Origin of the sequence: Acinetobacter sp. D009 (assembly GCF_038562025.1) — a bacterium.
Lineage (GTDB): Bacteria > Pseudomonadota > Gammaproteobacteria > Pseudomonadales > Moraxellaceae > Acinetobacter > Acinetobacter pittii.
In genome coordinates this window covers 20,303-39,842 of sequence record NZ_CP151886.1, presented here as the reverse complement: position 1 = coordinate 39,842, position 19,540 = coordinate 20,303, and the positions used below count along the sequence as shown (strand labels likewise).

At 41.0% G+C, this 19,540-nt stretch carries 12 protein-coding genes and 2 rRNA genes; 6 read left to right on the top strand and 8 right to left on the bottom strand.

Going from position 1 to position 19,540, the window contains the following annotated elements:
- Positions 1-146: 146 nt before the first annotated feature.
- The 3 genes from ppc (at position 147) to AAC388_RS00145 (ending at position 5,395) form a co-directional block, all read left to right on the top strand.
- Positions 147-2,831: a phosphoenolpyruvate carboxylase gene (gene ppc / locus AAC388_RS00155; protein WP_005804323.1), complete on the top strand. Its 2,685-nt coding sequence runs from the start codon at positions 147-149 to the stop codon at positions 2,829-2,831.
- Positions 2,832-3,128: 297 nt separating this feature from the next.
- Positions 3,129-4,424 (top strand): solute carrier family 23 protein, encoded by a 1,296-nt coding sequence (locus tag AAC388_RS00150; protein ID WP_342371045.1) that lies wholly within the window; start codon positions 3,129-3,131, stop codon positions 4,422-4,424.
- A gap of 80 nt (positions 4,425-4,504) precedes the next feature.
- Positions 4,505-5,395: a LysR family transcriptional regulator gene (locus AAC388_RS00145; protein WP_342371044.1), complete on the top strand. Its 891-nt coding sequence runs from the start codon at positions 4,505-4,507 to the stop codon at positions 5,393-5,395.
- Between the two features lie 8 nt (positions 5,396-5,403).
- Here AAC388_RS00145 and AAC388_RS00140 read toward each other — a convergent pair whose 3' ends face one another.
- The 3 genes from AAC388_RS00140 to ilvD form a co-directional block, all read right to left on the bottom strand.
- Positions 5,404-6,135: a sulfite exporter TauE/SafE family protein gene (locus AAC388_RS00140; protein ID WP_017386206.1), complete on the bottom strand. Its 732-nt coding sequence runs from the start codon at positions 6,133-6,135 to the stop codon at positions 5,404-5,406.
- A 77-nt stretch (positions 6,136-6,212) separates the two neighbouring features.
- Positions 6,213-7,502, bottom strand: coding sequence for a hypothetical protein (locus AAC388_RS00135; protein WP_005066551.1), 1,290 nt, complete (start codon positions 7,500-7,502; stop codon positions 6,213-6,215).
- A gap of 313 nt (positions 7,503-7,815) precedes the next feature.
- Positions 7,816-9,645: a dihydroxy-acid dehydratase gene (gene ilvD / locus AAC388_RS00130; RefSeq protein ID WP_013196516.1), complete on the bottom strand. Its 1,830-nt coding sequence runs from the start codon at positions 9,643-9,645 to the stop codon at positions 7,816-7,818.
- Between the two features lie 347 nt (positions 9,646-9,992).
- Between ilvD and fmt the strand changes: the two genes are divergently transcribed.
- Together fmt and rsmB are read left to right on the top strand one after the other, a co-directional pair.
- On the top strand, positions 9,993-10,955 hold the full coding sequence (gene fmt, locus AAC388_RS00125) for a methionyl-tRNA formyltransferase (RefSeq protein ID WP_069124288.1): 963 nt from the start codon (positions 9,993-9,995) through the stop codon (positions 10,953-10,955).
- Positions 10,952-12,256: a 16S rRNA (cytosine(967)-C(5))-methyltransferase RsmB gene (gene rsmB / locus AAC388_RS00120; RefSeq protein ID WP_342371043.1), complete on the top strand. Its 1,305-nt coding sequence runs from the start codon at positions 10,952-10,954 to the stop codon at positions 12,254-12,256. Before fmt ends, rsmB begins: the two co-directional genes overlap by 4 nt.
- 39 nt (positions 12,257-12,295) lie before the next feature.
- Here rsmB and AAC388_RS00115 read toward each other — a convergent pair whose 3' ends face one another.
- Both AAC388_RS00115 and AAC388_RS00110 read right to left on the bottom strand, forming a co-directional pair.
- Positions 12,296-12,439, bottom strand: a complete 144-nt coding sequence (locus AAC388_RS00115; protein ID WP_002119126.1) for a methionine/alanine import family NSS transporter small subunit — start codon at positions 12,437-12,439, stop codon at positions 12,296-12,298.
- Between the two features lie 12 nt (positions 12,440-12,451).
- Complete coding sequence (locus tag AAC388_RS00110; RefSeq protein ID WP_014208016.1) at positions 12,452-13,930, bottom strand: sodium-dependent transporter; 1,479 nt, start codon at positions 13,928-13,930, stop codon at positions 12,452-12,454.
- A 639-nt stretch (positions 13,931-14,569) separates the two neighbouring features.
- Here AAC388_RS00110 and AAC388_RS00105 point away from each other — a divergent pair.
- The gene (locus AAC388_RS00105) at positions 14,570-15,274 is read left to right on the top strand and encodes a TIGR04219 family outer membrane beta-barrel protein (protein ID WP_336030683.1); all 705 of its coding nucleotides are present in this window, start codon (positions 14,570-14,572) and stop codon (positions 15,272-15,274) included.
- 49 nt (positions 15,275-15,323) lie between these two features.
- Here AAC388_RS00105 and AAC388_RS00100 read toward each other — a convergent pair whose 3' ends face one another.
- The 3 genes from AAC388_RS00100 to AAC388_RS00090 form a co-directional block, all read right to left on the bottom strand.
- Positions 15,324-15,920: a glutathione S-transferase family protein gene (locus AAC388_RS00100; protein WP_032036300.1), complete on the bottom strand. Its 597-nt coding sequence runs from the start codon at positions 15,918-15,920 to the stop codon at positions 15,324-15,326.
- Between the two features lie 160 nt (positions 15,921-16,080).
- Positions 16,081-16,195: ribosomal RNA gene (rrf, locus tag AAC388_RS00095) — 5S ribosomal RNA — on the bottom strand.
- A 186-nt stretch (positions 16,196-16,381) separates the two neighbouring features.
- Positions 16,382-19,272: ribosomal RNA gene (locus tag AAC388_RS00090) — 23S ribosomal RNA — on the bottom strand.
- Positions 19,273-19,540 lie beyond the last annotated feature (268 nt).

Here is a 19,540-nt window from a genome sequence, read left to right as displayed (position 1 = left end):
TGCTGAGTGCATGTCATCTTTTCAGCCTCAACATGCGAATTAAATGTTATTTTTTAAGCAAAAATTCACATTTTCTTACGCTCAAAGCTTGGAATGTTCGCTAATCACGCTATATTCGATAAGAATAAGAACAGGAGAAAAATAGCATGGTTCAGCAAATCGATGCGCCACTGCGTGAGGATGTCCGCTTACTTGGCAACTTGTTAGGTGAAACCCTAAAACAACATGCAGGACAAGAACTGTTTAATCAGATCGAGCAAATCCGTGCTCTTGCCAAAGGTGCACGTGATGGTCAAGCTGAAGCCGAAAAGCAACTAGAACAATTATTTTTAGAACTGCCCGATGAAGAGTTACTTCCTCTTACCCGCGCGTTTTCTCATTTCCTCAATTTTGCCAATATTGCCGAGCAATATCATGTGGTCCGTAGCCGCAGACAGGCAGAGTTTGATTCGGATGCAAACTCTCCGAATCCGCTGGTTCACTTATTTCAAAAATTTAAAGATAAAAGTATTTCAACAGAAAAACTATTCCAGCAAATTTGCGATCTTAAAATTGAGTTAGTACTTACGGCGCACCCAACTGAAGTGAGTCGTCGTACCCTGATTCAGAAATATGATGATATTAACGCATGTCTCTCGCAGCTTGATCAGCAAAAACTTACCCCACGCGAACGCCAAAATGCACTTGCGAATTTAAAGCAACAAATTAGTTCGGCTTGGCAAACAGATGAAATCAGACAGCATCGCCCAACTCCAGTCGATGAAGCAAAATGGGGATTTGCCACAATTGAGCAAACACTTTGGAATGCTGTACCTAAATTCATTCGCGAGTTAAATGAATTAGTTCAAGAAAACTGCCAACTCAATTTACCACTTAATATTGCACCAGTACGTTTCGCATCTTGGATGGGCGGAGACCGTGATGGCAACCCAAATGTTACCCATCAAATTACCCAAGAAGTGCTGTGGTTATCACGCTGGCAAGCTGCCGATCTCTATTTAAGAGATATCGAAAACTTACGTTGGGAACTTTCAATCCAGACGTGTTCTGAAGAAATGATTCAAGCAATTGGCAGCCAACATGCAGAACCTTATCGTGAATATTTACGTGCTACACGAGAGCGTTTAAAAGCAACTCGCCACTGGTTAGCTCAGCGTTTACAAGGCTTAGAAGCAGATGACAGCAATGTCATTAAAAGTAAAGACGAACTCTTACAGCCTTTATTGCTGTGCTATCGCTCTTTAATCGACAGTAACCTACCTGAAATTGCGAATGGTCAACTGCTCGACTTTATCTACCGTGTGAACTGTTTTGGTATTGAATTACTTAAACTCGACATTCGCCAAGAATCAGGCCGTCATCGCCAAGCGATTTCAGCAATTACCGAATATTTAGGTTTAGGTAATTTTGAATCGTGGACTGAACAAGCGCGCCAAAACTTCCTCATTCAAGAATTACAAAGTAAACGCCCGCTTTTACCGAAATATATTAATGAACCTGAAGGCAGTTTGATTGGTCATCCAGATGTTCAAGAAGTATTTGCAACCATGCGTACTTTGGCAGACCAACCACCTGAGTCTTTAGGGGCATATATTATTTCGATGGCTGAATATCCAAGTGATGTTTTAGCTGTATTGTTATTGCAAAAAGAAGCAGGTATTCAGCATCCTTTACGTGTAGTTCCTCTATTTGAGACTTTAAAAGACTTAGATGGCGCTGCAACTACCATGAATACGCTGTTCAATATGCATTGGTATAAACAGCACATTCAGGGTAAACACGAAGTCATGATCGGTTACTCCGACTCAGCAAAAGATGCGGGTTTCATGTCTGCCAACTGGGCGCAATATCGTGCTCAAGAAGAGCTGACTGCAATTGCTCAAACACACGGCGTACAGTTGACCCTATTCCACGGTCGCGGCGGATCAATTAGCCGTGGTGGCGCACCAACCCAACAAGCTCTATTCTCACAGCCGCCGGGTTCGATCTCTGGTGCAATTCGTGTCACAGAACAAGGTGAAATGATCCGTTTCAAATTCGGTTTAGAAGGTATTGCCATGCAAAACCTTGAAATCTATACCGCAGCAACGCTTGAAGCGACATTATTACCACCACCAGAGCCTAAGGCTGAGTGGCGTGAAATTATGAACCGTATGACTGATCATTCTGTTAAGGTTTACCGTCAAACTGTTCGTGAAAACCCTCACTTTGTGAAATATTTACGTACCGTCACTCCTGAACTTGAATTACAAATGTTGCCATTAGGCTCGCGTCCTGCAAAACGTAAAGTGAGTGGCGGCATCGAGTCTTTACGTGCGATTCCATGGGTATTCGCTTGGACACAAATTCGTTTGATGTTGCCTGCATGGCTAGGTACAGGCGCAGCAATTAATGAAGTGATTGCCGATCAGCAAAAAGCAACGCTTGATGAAATGCTCCAGCAATGGCCTTATTTCCAGACACTTATTGATATGCTGGAAATGGTATTATCTAAAGCCGATGCCAACATTGCACTCTATTACGAGTCTCATTTGACTGAAGATGAAGATTTAAAAGTGCTCGGCAACCAATTACGCCAACGCCTAAAAGATGCTGTACAAACTTTATTAACCTTAAAAGATGAATCAAAGCTTCTGAGTAATAATGATGTTCTTGATCAATCCATGCAGGTTCGTAAACCATACTTACTTCCTTTGCATCTTTTACAGGCTGAACTCATGAAGCGTCGTCGTGATTATCTTGCTGAGCGGCAGGCAGAACACACCCCTGTTGACCATGCACTTATGGTGAGTATTGCAGGTATTGCGGCTGGTTTACGTAATACAGGTTAAGCTGATTTTACCAATTGTTTTATAAAGCAGTGCATCTCGATGTGCTGCTTTTTACTTGCAAAGTTCTTTATTTTTCTTAAATTTTCTCTGATTTTCTATTTTTTTGAATATTTTTTAAAAATTATAAAATTAATCTTTATAAGAAAAAAATAACTAAATACGCATATTTAGTTTTTTTAAAATTATACCAATCGTTAAAAAATAATTACTTTTCACTCATATACTTCTCTCTAGAGATTAAATGCACTCTCAAGAAAGAGTATCATGGCAGCAATTAAAGAATAATGAGCTTATTTTATGTCCAATTGGTTTCCAAAATGGCAGCCTTACCAAGGTGATATTGACCATCGGCCAGTCTCTACCAATGAATATCTCCCACCCGTTCAAAGTGCTGTTTTGGGTATTCAACATGCATTTGCTATGTTTGGAGCGACTGTTTTAGCACCCTTACTCATGGGTTTTAATCCTAACCTTGCTATTTTAATGTCTGGAATCTGTACCATTCTGTTTTTCTTAATTACAGGTGGTCGTGTTCCAAGTTATTTAGGATCAAGTTTTGCCTTTATTGGGGTGGTTGCAGCTGCAACAGGGCATATTACAGGTTCAGGTGCCAATCCAAATCTATCTATGGCTTTAGGTGGAATCGTAGCATGTGGTGTTTTTTATGCCATCATCGGTTTTATCGTGATGCTTACTGGTACACGCTGGATTGAAAAACTCATGCCGCCTGTGGTGACTGGTGCCATTGTGATGATTATTGGTCTGAACCTTGCACCTGTTACGATTAAAGGTGTTGCAGGCCAACCATTTGAAATGTGGATGGCCTTAATTACCGTACTTTGTATGGGTAGTATCGCAGTCTTTACTCGCGGCTTATTGCAACGTTTGCTTCTATTGGTCGGTTTAATTTTGGCATATGCAATTTACGCTATCACCACCAATGGGCTAGGTTTTGGTAAACCAATCGATTTTAGCCAAATTTCAGCAGCTGCGTGGTTCGGAATTCCAAGCTTTTCGCACCCTACTTTTGACACGAAGGCTATGTTAATTATTGCGCCAGTTGCGCTCATCTTAGTAGCAGAAAACCTAGGTCATATTAAAGCAGTAGGTGCAATGACTGGTGAAAACCTGACGCCGCAATTAGGTAAAGCATTTGTTGCAGATGGTTTAGCAACAACGCTTTCTGGTAGTGTAGGTGCTCCAGGTATGACCACTTACGGCGAAAACATTGGTGTGATGGCAGTCACTCGTGTGTACTCAACCATTGTTTTTGTGATTGCTGGTGTCTTCGCCATTTTCTTGGGTTTATCTCCAAAATTTGGCGCGGTAATTAGTACGATCCCAAGCGCAGTTTTAACAGGTGCATCTATTGTTGTGTTTGGTTTAATTACCATTGCCGGTGCAAAAATCTGGATTGAAAACAAAGTTGATTTTTCTAACAATAAAAATCTAATTGTTGCTTCAGTCACGATTATTTTAGGTGCCGGTAACTTTGAATTATTGTTCGGTAACTTCAATTTAGGTGGTATTGGTACCGCAACTTTTGCAGCCATTATTTTAAATTGGCTGTTTAGTTTAAAAGATAAAACCTAAATTCAAAAAGGCAGCGCAAGCTGCCTTTTTTTATTACGATTTAGTATGATGACTTTTTAGCCTTCAATACGTTCCCTGTCATGCGTTTTGATTTTTTTGATTTACAGCTGGTTCTTCATATTGTCTCTACAGGTAGTCTAACCAAAGGTGCAGACCGCTCTGCAATTTCACTTCAAGCTGCCAGTGAACGTATAAAAAAACTCGAACAATATTTTGAAACGCCCTTATTTATTCGCCAGACGACGGGAGTGGAGCTCACCACAGCAGGACACGCGTTTGTAGAACATGCACATCAACTGATGGCACAAAAAGAGCAACTCGAACAAGAAATGCAGCGTTTTAGGCCGCCTACCACAGAGTCATTAACGCTTTGGTGTAACTCTTCTGCTCAAAGCGAATATTTACCTCCGTTATTACCACAATATTTGGTGCTTCATCCCGAAATGAACATTGATTTACATGAGGCAGAAAGTTCAGAAATTGTAGAGGCATTAACGCAAGGAGTTGCAAATCTTGGGCTAGTCTCAAGTTTTTTTGATACCCGCCATTTGCAAACTAAGGAATTTGCTAGTGATCCATTAGTTCTGATTTGTCCTCCTACTCATAATTTAGCTCAACACCAACAGCTGAATTTGGTAGAGGCTTTAAGTTATGGTTTTATTGGCCTTAAACCCCACCATTCGTTACAACAGTCCATCGAAACTCAAGCTAAGCTATTAGGCTTTAACATACAGTACCGTTTGCGCTTACCTAATTTTGGCGCGATTGCTGAAGTAGTCGCCAAAGGCGTCGGAATTGCGATTATGCCGGCTCGTGCTGCCCAGCGTTTGCAATCGGACTATGACTTTCATTCCATTCAACTGCTAGGCGCGTGGGCAAATCGTAAACTGCTTTTGGCCACACAAAATTTCAATCAGCTACCTAATAGTTATAAACAATTTTCAGATTTTTTATTGCAACATCGCCCTTAAAAATTAGCTTAATGCAAAATCATATAAAGACCTAATGACACCAAACCTATAAAAAAGATACGGCGAAATAACTGCTCATTTAACCGATAACGGATTTTTTTACCTAACCACATTCCAACGAGCGCCGCCAACAATGCAGCGAAAGATAAACGATAATCCAATGTCATTCCCGACATAGGGTTGTGGTGTAAAAAGACTGCAAGACAGATGGTAGAGACAGTAAACGTTAGTCCTAAAGCCTGAACCAACTCATCACGCTTTAAATGTAAAGACTGCAAATAAGGAACGATTGGAATAATAATGACACCAGTTGCTACAGTCACTGCCCCGCCGATATATCCAATAATCGGTGATAGCCAACGTTCATACTTCCCTAAGTGTGGAAGTTTCTTCACGCACAAACCATAGAGTCCATATAAGGCCAACATACAGCCTAATAAAATTTCACTACTATGCCCATGACTTTGACTTAAAGTAGGTAAAAAGCTCCATATTGAGCCCACCACAATGCCCACAAGCAAAGTCCAGAAACGGCGAATAAAAGCCCAGACATGTCCTTCAGCAAAAAGCTGCCAGACGTTGGTGACCATTGAAGGGACAATGAGCAGAGATGCTGCCTGAAAAGGGCTCATTGCGATGGTGAGTAAGCCCATCGATACCGCGGGCAATCCTAAACCGATCATGCCTTTAATCATGCCAGCGAAGGCAAAGACCACTATAATAATTGCTAAAAAAGTCACTGTTTATCTCCGATTCCTTAAAGGATATGCTACGGAAAAAACAGGTACTGCCCTATTCTTGTTTTTAGGAGTAGGCCTCAATTAAAAGTTGAGGCTGTTTTATATTTTTCTTCTAATACATTGCTAAAAATACTTTCAATCATCCACACACGATACAAGCTATTAAACACATAGGTCTGACCATCAATACGCAGCTCTAAAACTGGCAAATCAGGCTGATGCTTGTCTTTGCAAAGTGCATCATTTTGCGCCAAAACAGATTGCACATCTTGGTCGGTTAGCTGCTCAATCCCAAGTTGCTGCTGTAACTGTTGGAAATGTTTTAAGAAAGATAAATCTTTTCCTTTCGTCCAAACTGCCTGCAATATCGTAAAAATCGTATCGATTTGCTGATTTTCTTGCACACTATAGAAAAGCTTTGCCATTTCCAGTGTACTTTCCTCGGTAGGACGACAAAATGGCGTAAAGGCCACACCTGTTCGTTTAGAAACACGTGTCGCCAAACTCCAGTCAAACCAGTCTCGACCTTGATAACTTAAAGGGTAAACTTTTAGTTGAATATCATAATAATCAGCCAGCTCTTCCTTGATATAGGCAAGTAACAACCAACTCATTGGGTCTTCTAAAGCAATATAGACATCAAGCTCAGGATGAAGTGTTTGAATCTCGGTAAGCGCTTCAGCATCGTTAATCAAATGTTCACGCCATTCGATATGATTAATTAAAAAAATCGGATTACCAGTCAGTAGCTTTTGCTGCTTCAAACGACGAGTCAAACGTAATAAATCATCTACTGCGTGATATTTACGTCCACCAAATTCAAAGTAAGCTGCAGGTACAGGCTCATCCGTAAAAATACGTTCTGAAAAATGTTGAGGAAGCTGATGTTTAACTGCCATGGCATGTAAAGTACGCAACTTTCCATATTGTTGTTGCCAAAGCATGTGAAAAATATCTTCTAATAAATGGAAGAAATTCTGACCTTGTAATGGGGTTCTTTTTAATATGACTGCCGCTTGTTTTAAAGATTCTGGGCTTGGGATTTCTGGAAATTCATCGAAACCGAAACGATGTTGTTTGGCTAATATCTTGGCATCATTTAAACAATAATTTTGCCACTCTTCATGCGACATACTGTTTGGGGGTTCAGAAGCCGTATGCGAAATAATAATTTTTAAAGGCTTAAGTTCATCACTTAAAATTTCATCTAGCTGAGACAATTGCTGAACAGCCAAATAGCTATACACATCATCAAGTCGTAAATAAATACTTAAACCATTTTCCGTGGGTAACACCGCTTGACGAGAAGGCTTTTGGTAAAACCAGCTCGATCGAATAGGGTCAAACCAACGGCGTAGCAGTGACATGAGTTGTGCCTCTAAAAAATAAATCCTAAGCGAGATCAAAGATTGTTTTGATCATAGTGCAAGGTAAAACAGTAGTCGAGATTGAAATATAACTACCTTAGTTTACGCAGAAAATAAGTCATGTTTTTAGCAAGTTTCTACGTAGGTGAAGATTTTATCACCATTTTATGGCAAACCCATAGAATGATCTAAAAACACCTTTTTCTACAAGCTGATTTTATTTACCAGACATGAAAAATGCACCCTTAACATGATAGCAATTCATCGTGTTAAAGGGTGCATGATTCCTAATCAATTATTAAAATTGAATATTTTATAGAACGCGTACAGCTCCTTTCGCTGCACTTGTTGTATGCATTGCATAAACTTTTAACGCTTTTGATACTTTACGTTTACGTTCTTCTTTCGGATGCCAGCCTTTCGCTTCCTGTACTGTACGACGATGTGCCATAGTCGCATCATCAACGTTTAAGTGAATCGTACGGTTTGGAATATCGATTTCAATAGTATCACCATCTTCAACCAAACCAATCGCACCGCCTTCAGCCGCTTCTGGTGAAACGTGACCAATTGAAAGACCTGATGAACCACCAGAGAAACGACCATCTGTTACCAATGCACAGTCTTTTCCTAAACCTTTCGATTTAAGGTAGCTAGTTGGGTAAAGCATTTCTTGCATACCCGGACCACCACGTGGACCTTCGTAACGAATCACAACCACATCGCCAGCTTTAATGTCATGACCTAAAATTGCATCTACAGCTGCATCTTGGCTCTCAAATACACGCGCTGTGCCCGTAAATTTCAAGATTGATTCATCAACACCTGCAGTTTTCACGATACAACCATCAAGCGCGATGTTGCCGTATAGAACTGCTAAACCACCATCTTTAGAGAAAGCATGTTCTGCATTACGGATAACGCCTTTTTCACGGTCGCCATCTAATGTTGAATAATAGCGATTTTGCGAGAATGCAACTTGAGTTGGAACACCACCTGGTGATGAACGATAGAATTCATAAACGTCTGCATCTTCAGTACGAATAATATCCCACTTATCCAACGCATCTTTTAAAGTTTTCTCGTGTACAGTCGGTACAGATACATCAAGCAACTTCGCACGATCAAGCTCACCTAAGATCGCCATAATGCCACCCGCACGGTGTACATCTTCCATATGAACGTCTTGTTTTGCAGGCGCTACTTTAGACAATACAGGAACTCGACGTGATAATTCGTCAATATCGTCCATTGTAAAATCAACTTCTGCTTCACTTGCCGCAGCCAATAAATGCAGAACCGTATTGGTTGAACCACCCATTGCAATATCAAGGGTCATCGCATTTTTAAATGCAGCCTTTGTTGCAATCGAACGAGGTAAAATGCTTGCATCTTCTTGTTCGTAATAGCGCTTAGCCAATTCAACAATAAGTTGGCCTGCTTTTAAGAATAGTTTCTTACGGTTTGCATGTGTCGCAACAATCGAACCATTACCCGGTAAAGATAGACCTAAAGCCTCGGTTAAACAGTTCATCGAGTTTGCAGTGAACATACCTGAACATGAACCACATGTTGGACATGCCGAACGTTCAAATTCTTCAACTTCTTCGTCTGTATAACTTTCATCAGCCGCAACAACCATTGCATCAACAAGGTCAATCGCTTTTTCATTACCGCGGAACTTAACCTTACCAGCTTCCATTGGTCCGCCAGACACGAAAACAACAGGAATATTCAGACGCATCGCAGCCATGAGCATTCCCGGAGTAATCTTGTCACAGTTTGAAATACACACCATGGCATCAGCACAGTGTGCATTTACCATATATTCAACTGAGTCAGCAATCAAATCACGTGATGGTAATGAATAAAGCATGCCGTCATGCCCCATTGCGATCCCGTCATCTACTGCGATCGTATTGAACTCTTTAGCAACACCACCTGCTGCCTGAATTTCTGCTGCGACAAGCTGACCTAGATCTTTAAGATGTACATGGCCCGGCACAAATTGGGTAAATGAGTTGACCACCGCAATAATCGGTTTGCCGAAATCCTCATCTTTCATTCCTGTTGCACGCCATAAGCCACGTGCGCCAGCCATATTTCTTCCGTGTGTCGATGTTTTTGAACGATAGTCAGGCATTAGTGTTTCCAACAAGTTGTGCTTGAGCGGAATTTTTCCCGCTCTGGCGAATGATACTGATATAGCGTTAGATCAGTCGGAATATTGACTCATCATCATAATTTGATCATTCTCCATTCTATAGAAGCAAATAATATTCGGAAAGCCAAGAACAGTAATAGACAGTCAATATTTAGCAAAACTTACATGAATAATTTTTTATTTTTTCATAACCTTTTTTTATCAATAAAAGTTTTTCAATAATTTTTTGTTCACTATTTAAAAACTAAAATGCTCAATCGCCATGATTTTAGGGCTTCAATCGTTTTTCACGTATACTACGCCTAAACTCTTTTTGGATTGCATTTGTGAAAATTATTTTTGCTGGCACCCCCGAATTTGCTGCAACAGCATTGGCGGCTTTATTAAAAACTTCCCATGAAATTATCGCGGTTTATACTCAGCCAGATCGTAAATCGGGTCGTGGACAAAAACTAACGCCATCTCCCGTAAAACAACTTGCACTTGAGCATAATATTCCTGTTTATCAACCCCTTCACTTCAAAGCTTCAACGGAAGAAGGTTTAGCAGCTCAACAAGAACTGGCAGCTTTAGGTGCTGATGTGATGGTGGTTGCAGCCTATGGTTTAATTCTTCCACAAACTGTGCTCGATACACCGAAATATGGCTGTTTAAATATTCACGGCTCACTATTACCTCGTTGGCGCGGTGCAGCACCAATTCAGCGTGCGATTGCAACAGGTGATGAAGAAACCGGAATCACAATCATGCAGATGGCTGCCGGTTTAGATACAGGGGATATGATGTATAAAACCTACTGTCCAATCACAGCCGAAGATACATCAGCGACTTTACATGACAAACTCGCAGCTCAAGGTGCAACAGCAATTTGTGCGGTACTTGAGTCAGAAGAAACACTACAAAAATATTTGGCAGAACGCGAAGTTCAAGACGAAAGCTTAACAGTCTATGCTCATAAACTCGTAAAGTCAGAAGCTCGTATTGATTGGGCAATTGATGCTATTCAAGTTGACCGTAATATCCGTGCTTTTAACCCTTGGCCAGTCGCTTTTGTTCAACTTGATGAAAATAATGCTCTGCGTGTCTGGAACTCTCTAATTTCTAGCCAAAGCAAAGCGAATGCTCAAGCTGGTGAAATTATTGCAATCGATAAACAAGGTGTGCATGTTGCTTGCGGTGAAAATACATTTATTTGTCTGACTAGCGTGCAGTGGCCGGGTGGTAAAGCATTAAACGCTCAACAAATTGCACAAACTCAAAAACTTCATGTAGGACAAATTTTGCCATGAGTCAGGTTACCTCAAATTCCTCACGTTTTAACCTGCGTGCTCAAGTCGTCCAGACGTTACTAAAAGTTCAGCAAGGCCAATCACTCGCTAGTATTTTAAATACACAGCTCAATCAGGTAGCAGAGCGCGATCGCGCTTTATTTCACGAGCTCGTTTTGGGTACATTACGTCAATGGTTTGCGCTTAAATCAATTAGCCTACCTTTGCTCAGCAAGCCTCTAAATAATGAGACAGTAGAAACCTGTCTTTATGTCGGTCTTTATCAAGTTTTATGCACGCGTATTGCAGCACACGCTGCCATTTCAGAAACAGTAGATGCGACTAAACAACTTGGGTTCCCTGCACTCAGCGGTATTGTGAATGCTATTTTGCGCCGAGCTACTCGTGAAACTGATGACTTTCAGCAAGGTTTACAGCAAGCACATGGCTTACCAAGTTGGCTTTTCAAACGCTTAAAAAAGGATTGGGGTGAACAAACGGAATCTCTCTGCCAATCTTTGAAGCAAGTCGCGCCTTTAACGTTAAGGGTGAACCAGCGTCATATTGGCCGCGATGCTTATTTAGCAAAATTACAGAGTTTAGAAATTCAGGCACGTGCATGTACTTTGTCTGAAGCAGGTATTGTTCTTGAACAATCTGTACAAATTACTCAACTACCTGGTTTTGAACAAGGCTGGTTTTCTGTACAAGATGAACACGCTCAGCTTTGCGCAACATTATTGTCAGATTTGAACGATAAAATAGTAGTTGATGCGTGTGCTGCCCCAGGCGGTAAAACTGCTCATTTACTTGAAAAATTTAAACCTGCTCAGCTCATTGCGATTGATCAGGACCCAAGCCGTTTGGTGCGTGTAACTGAGAACTTAAATCGCTTAGCACTTGATCAAAGTCATACAGAGATTTTGGCAGCCGATGCAACTCAATGGACTCCTGCACAGCCAGTAGATTGTATTGTGCTCGATGCACCTTGCTCTGCTACAGGGGTTATTCGTCGTCATCCTGACATACGCCTATTGCGCCAATCTACCGATATAGCTCAAACCATTGAACTACAAAAGCAGATCTTGGACCACATGTGGCAACAGCTTAAAGTTGGCGGCACATTGCTTTACATCACCTGTTCAATTTTAAAAGCTGAAAATGAACAGCAAATGATGACTTTTTTTGCTGAAAATCCAAATGCAAAAGAAATTAAAATTGAAGCTAATTGGGGAGTTGAGCAAACCCATGGTCGCCAATTACTGCCGCAAGCGCAGTCTGGTGATGGATTTTATTATTGTAAAATTCAAAAAATTGCATAAAAAAAGCAGGCTTAAAGCCTGCTTTTTAGTTGATCAGTATTAAAGTGTGTGCTGATCTTTTACTTCTTCTAAAACATCATCTAACTCTTCAGGATGTTTCGATAAATGGATAATGGACAAAGCCAAGCCCCCCCATAAAAACACCATCGAAATTACCATCATTACGATTGCTGAAGTATTCATTATTCTGTCCTCCTAGCGATCTTTCATTTTGCTTAAAACAATTGCAACGACTGCACAGAAAATCACACTGCCCCAGCCGAATACACCTTGTAAACTCATACTATAAGTATCATAGCCATTTTTGATCAAATTAAATACAGTCATACTGAGTGTAGTTAACAAGATTAATGATGTAATCACTGTTAAAGTGAAATCCCATCCCTTACCTAATTGAATAGTTGAGATGCGATTGACGTGATCACGAAGTTCTATTAGAGCAGAACGTTTAAACCAAGCCACGGTAATAATAGAAAGTAAAGCACCGCCAATAATACCGATGTTATTAATAAAGTGGTCAACAATATCAACCAGCTTAATTGCGTTTACACTTGAGAATAAAATAATTGATACAAGCGCACTACCACCACCAATAATGGTTACAGCTTTTTTACGGCCCCATTTCAATTTATCTTGCATTGCTGCAATAGGTACTTCCAAAATACTCACCATCGAAGAAATACCTGCGACGAAAAGTGAAGAGAAGAATAAGAAACCAAATAAATCGGCACCTGTACCTAAACTTGAGATAATTTTAGGGAATGCAATAAATGCTAACCCAATCCCGCCACTCACAACATCTTTAACTTCAGTACCTGCCGCATGAGCCATAAAACCAAGCGCTGCAAAGATACCAATACCAGCCAGAATCTCTGTTGATGCATTTGCAAAACCAACGATTAAACCAGAACCTGTTAAATTCGTTTTTGGTTTCAAATAAGATGCATAAGTCACCATGATCCCGAAACCGACAGAGAGGGAGAAGAAAGTATGGCCATAAGCCGCTAACCAAACTTTATAATCCATCATTGCTGACCAGTTTGGCGTAAAGAAAGCATTTAAGCCTTGAACCGCGCCTGGTAAACGTAATGATTGAATCACTAAAATAGTGAAAAGAATGAATAATAAAGGCATGAAAATCTTGTTTGATAATTCCACACCTTTTTTCACACCACCATAAAGAATGATTAGAGTAAGTGCCCAAATCCCAACAATCGGCCAGAATAAATGACCTACAAACTGTAAATCAAAACCGGTTGCTTTTGTGGTCTGTAAATAGGTATTAAAGAAGAAACCTTCCGGATCACTTCCCCACATTTGGCCAATAGAGAAGTAAACATAACTACCCGCCCAAGTGAGTACACTTGCATAGTACAAACCAATGATGATACAGACACAAACTTGCCACCAACCTAATGTTTCCCCGCCTTTAAATAGGGCACGATACGCTTTAGGAGGTGAACCAGTACTACGATGTCCTACCGCATAATCTAAAAATAGTAACGGTAAACCAGCAGTAATGAGTGCCAATAGATAGGGAATAAGAAACGCACCACCACCATTTTCATAAGCAACGTATGGAAAGCGCCAGATATTACCTAAGCCTACAGCCGAACCAACGGCTGCAATAATAAAACCAGATCGTGACGTCCAGTTTTCACGAGAATCTGTCATAGAACACCTAATGTTAAAAGATTACTTATTTTTACTGCTATTGTTGATTGTTATTCCGCATGCAAAAAAAGAACCAAAAAATACTTTTGTGTTTGTAGAAAATAAAATGCACCTTTTGAGTATTTTTATTCTCTTAACAAACAAGCAAAAATAGAAAATTCTTCCTTAAAGATTTTTGTCCATTTTTTGCCCCTATATAGCTGAACAATACCTGTTTTTATTTCTTTTTACTGTAATTTCCGTCAGAAATTTTACGAATTTTCTGAGTTTTTTTCACAATTGGTTATTTTTCAGCTAATATTTACGTTCTACTACTTGTAGATTAAAATTATTATTTAATGCAATTTTATTGCCATCCCTGAAAATACTTATTTAATTACTCAACTTATCCACTAATTTATTTTTAACTCCCTAGATATCAATTAAAATTTAATAAGTCCGATACGATTGACAAAATTTATACTAAATTTTCTAAAAAATTAAATTCATTTAAGTGAGGCATAAAATATTAATTATTTGAATTAAATAAATTTTTTTAAGGTTTAAAAATTTACTCATATCACATACCTCAAATCCTTATTTTTTATCAATGCATCTGTAGCAAGATGTCTATATCATGCGCTCAAAGATTTCTTTTATGTGGATGTAAAAATGAAAATATTAAAAATATCTTTATTAACGCTCGGGATGGGCTTAAGTGGCTTTGCTCAAGCAGACTTCATAGGAGTAAAAGGCGACGTAGGTTACTGGTTCTATGACGGTAAAGCTAATATGTCTTCTCAATCACCTGAAGATCAGGATTTAGATCAAAAAGGTAGTGCTCAAATCTCATTAGCAGTAGAACACCCAATTCCATTTATTCCAAATGCAAAAATTCGTTATGTAAATTTAGATACCGAAACTAAATCAGAAACTTTAGGTCAAGCCAACTATAAAGTTGATTTAGATCATAGCGATTTTATCCTCTACTACGAGTTACTAGATAATATCGTAAGTGTAGATGCTGGTCTTGGTGCAACTGTATTAAATGGTGATATTACTGCGTATACAGGTAAGCGCGTGGATATTGATAAAACATATCCTATTGCTTATTTGTCAGGTGAAGTAAAACTTCCGTTTACTGGCTTAAGTGCTAAAGGTGAAGCAACTTATACAAACTTTGACGATGCACGAATTACAGATGCACTGGCAGAAGTAAAATATAAATTTGCAGATAACCTACTCATTGACCTTGGCTTAACAGCAGGTTATCGCGTACTTAATATCGATTTAGATGACTACGATAACAATGACCTTAAATTTGAGTTTAAAGGCCCATATGTAGGCTTGGAAGCACACTTCTAAATTAGAATTTCAGAAATAAAAAAGAACTCTATATGAGTTCTTTTTTTATTTAAATCATATCTACATAACCTAAATATTCTCGAATTCTTTGACACCATACTTGAATATTTGGATATAACTTTAAATTAAAGCCACCTTCTTCAGCGACATGTGTGTATGCATATAAGGCAATATCAGCAATGGTCAGTTCATTTCCAACAAGATAGTCATGCTCAACTAAAGCGTTATCCATAATAGATAGTGCTTTATGGCCTTTTGGCTGTAAATTATGGTATTCCTCTATTCTTTCTGGTGGTAACCCTAAATATTTATTAATAAAACGAGCAACTGCAATAAATGGTTCATGACTATACTGCTCAAAGAACATCCATTGGTACATTTTTGCTTTAATAAAAGGATCTGTAGGAATAAATTTTGTTCCTTCAGCCAAGTAACCTAAGATAGCATTCGACTCACTCAAAACACGACCATCTTCTAGGACTAATACAGGTATTTTTCCATTAGGATTTAATGACAAAAAATCAGCTGATTGAGTTTCTTTGTTTAAAATATCAACGTGGATCCATCTATGATTAATATTTAATAAGGAAAGTAATAGTTTTATCTTATAGCAGTTACCCGAACCGACATCACCATAAATTATCATAGATGCTCTTCCCTTATTATGCATACTTAAAAGATTAATTTTTTTATTATTTATAGCACAACTCTTCCTTAGTATTTTTATATTTATTCCCCCCATATATATTTTTTCCCCTAATAAAAAAACACCCCCATTCATTAGAATGGGGGTGTTTAGAATAATGAGCTGGCGATGACTTACTCTCACATGGGTAACCCCACACTACCATCAGCGCTAAGAGGTTTCACTTCTGAGTTCGGGAAGGGATCAGGTGGTTCACTCTTGCTATGGTCGCCAGCACAACTGGTATGGATACTTGCTTCGTTTTATTCACTGTGTGATACGTTGCGTTTTCCAAATCTTTACAGATGGGCTGATTGGTCTGATTTTTCGTTGTTCATTTTAGCTAAGTGTTTAACTAAATCAAGTTGCTTTGCATGTTTATGAATCGATTGATGCTTCATATACAACTGCTTGGGTGTTGTATAGTCAAGCCTCACGAGCAATTAGTATTGGTCAGCTTCACATATCACTATGCTTCCACATCCAACCTATCAACGTCCTAGTCTCGAACGGCTCTTTAGAGGAATAAATTCCTAGGGAAATCTTATCTTGAGGTAGGCTTCCCGCTTAGATGCTTTCAGCGGTTATCCCTTCCGAACATAGCTACCCGGCGATGCGACTGGCGTCACAACCGGTACACCAGAGGTTCGTCCACTCTGGTCCTCTCGTACTAGGAGCAGATCCTCTCAAATTTCCAGCGCCCACGGTAGATAGGGACCGAACTGTCTCACGACGTTCTAAACCCAGCTCGCGTACCTCTTTAAATGGCGAACAGCCATACCCTTGGGACCTGCTTCAGCCCCAGGATGAGATGAGCCGACATCGAGGTGCCAAACACCGCCGTCGATATGAACTCTTGGGCGGTATCAGCCTGTTATCCCCAGAGTACCTTTTATCCGTTGAGCGATGGCCCTTCCATACAGAACCACCGGATCACTAAGACCTACTTTCGTACCTGCTCGACTTGTGGGTCTCGCAGTTAAGCGCGCTTTTGCCTTTATACTCTACGCGTGATTTCCGACCACGCTGAGCGCACCTTCGTACTCCTCCGTTACTCTTTAGGAGGAGACCGCCCCAGTCAAACTACCCACCAGACACGGTCCTCGTCCCGGATAACGGGACAGAGTTAGAACCTCAACATTACCAGGGTGGTATTTCAAGGACGGCTCCATTGGAACTAGCGTTCCAACTTCAAAGCCTCCCACCTATCCTACACAAGTAAGGTCAAAGTTCAGTGTCAAGCTGCAGTAAAGGTTCACGGGGTCTTTCCGTCTAGCCGCGGGTACACTGCATCTTCACAGCGATTTCGATTTCACTGAGCCTCTGCTGGAGACAGCGCCGCCATCATTATGCCATTCGTGCAGGTCGGAACTTACCCGACAAGGAATTTCGCTACCTTAGGACCGTTATAGTTACGGCCGCCGTTTACTGGGGCTTCGATCAAGAGCTTCGCTTACGCTAACCCCATCAATTAACCTTCCAGCACCGGGCAGGCATCACACCCTATACGTCCACTTTCGTGTTTGCAGAGTGCTATGTTTTTAATAAACAGTTGCAGCGGCCTGGTTTCTGCGGCTGTCGTCAGCTCAGGAAGCAAGTTCCATCACCAACAACAGCGTACCTTCTCCCGAAGTTACGGTACCATTTTGCCTAGTTCCTTCAGCAGAGTTCTCTCAAGCGCCTTGGTCTACTCGACCTGACCACCTGTGTCGGTTTCGGGTACGATTCCTGTGTAACTGAAGCTTAGAGACTTTTCCTGGAAGCATGGTATCAGCCACTTCACTGTACAAGTACAGCTTGCTATCGGATCTCAGTATAGAGTACCCCGGATTTGCCTAAGATACATACCTACATCCTTCCACCTGGACAACCAACGCCAGGCTGACTTAACCTTCTCCGTCCTCTCATCGCATTACACAGAAGTATTGGAATATTAACCAATTTCCCATCGACTACGCCTTTCGGCCTCGCCTTAGGGGTCGACTCACCCAGCCCCGATTAACGTTGGACTGGAACCCTTGGTCTTTCGGCGAACGGGTTTTTCACCCGTTTTGTCGTTACTCACGTCAGCATTCGCACTTCTGATACCTCCAGCATACTTCTCAATACACCTTCATCGGCTTACAGAACGCTCCCCTACCACTTGACTAATGTCAAATCCGCAGCTTCGGCACATAGTTTTAGCCCCGTTACATCTTCCGCGCAGGCCGACTCGACTAGTGAGCTATTACGCTTTCTTTAAAGGGTGGCTGCTTCTAAGCCAACCTCCTAGCTGTCTATGCCTTCCCACATCGTTTCCCACTTAACTATGATTTTGGGGCCTTAGCTGGCGGTCTGGATTGTTTTCCTCTTGACTACGGACGTTAGCACCCGCAGTCTGTCTCCCGGATAGTACTCATAGGTATTCGGAGTTTGCATCGGTTTGGTAAGTCGGGATGACCCCCTAGCCGAAACAGTGCTCTACCCCCTATGGTATTCGTCCGAGGCGCTACCTAAATAGCTTTCGGGGAGAACCAGCTATCACCAGGCTTGATTAGCCTTTCACCCCTATCCACAAGTCATCCCCTGGCTTTTCAACGACAGTGGGTTCGGTCCTCCAGTTAGTGTTACCCAACCTTCAACCTGCTCATGGATAGATCGCCTGGTTTCGGGTCTATACCCAGCAACTAAACGCCCTATTAAGACTCGATTTCTCTACGGCTCCCCTATACGGTTAACCTCGCTACTGAATATAAGTCGCTGACCCATTATACAAAAGGTACGCAGTCACACCACGAAGGTGCTCCCACTGCTTGTATGCATGCGGTTTCAGGATCTATTTCACTCCCCTCACAGGGGTTCTTTTCGCCTTTCCCTCACGGTACTGGTTCACTATCGGTCAGTCAGGAGTATTTAGCCTTGGAGGATGGTCCCCCCATATTCAGACAAGGTTTCACGTGCCTCGCCCTACTCGTCATCATTATGTGTGCCCTTTCGTGTACGGGAATATCACCCTCTACGTTCGCACTTCCCAGAGCGTTCCACTAAAACACACATAACTTAATGGGCTGATCCCCGTTCGCTCGCCGCTACTGAGGGAATCTCAATTGATTTCTTTTCCTAAGGGTACTGAGATGTTTCACTTCCCCTCGTTCGCCTTGCAACACTATGTATTCATGTTGCAATACCTACCTTAAAGTAGGTGGGTTCCCCCATTCAGAAATCTCCGGATCAAAGGATATTTGCCGCCTCCCCGGAGCTTTTCGCAGGCTATCACGTCTTTCATCGCCTCTGACTGCCAAGGCATCCACCACATGCACTTAATTACTTGACTATACAACCCCAAACAGTCGTCAACACCTACAAGTGAGTGTTGTCCGTGCGATTCTTCATCGCTACTATCTGTTGTCTGTGTACTTAAACACTGTACAGCTTCAATCTAAATTCATATACCAAAACGCTTGATTCAGTTAATTTGCTAGTTCTCAATTCATCTAGATTAATTGCTTAATCTAAACTCTTGAGTGAACAATTTATTTCAGACTCAATTTTGCCAATCTGTTAATGAATAAACACGCCTTCGTCAGGTCATGCTTAATACC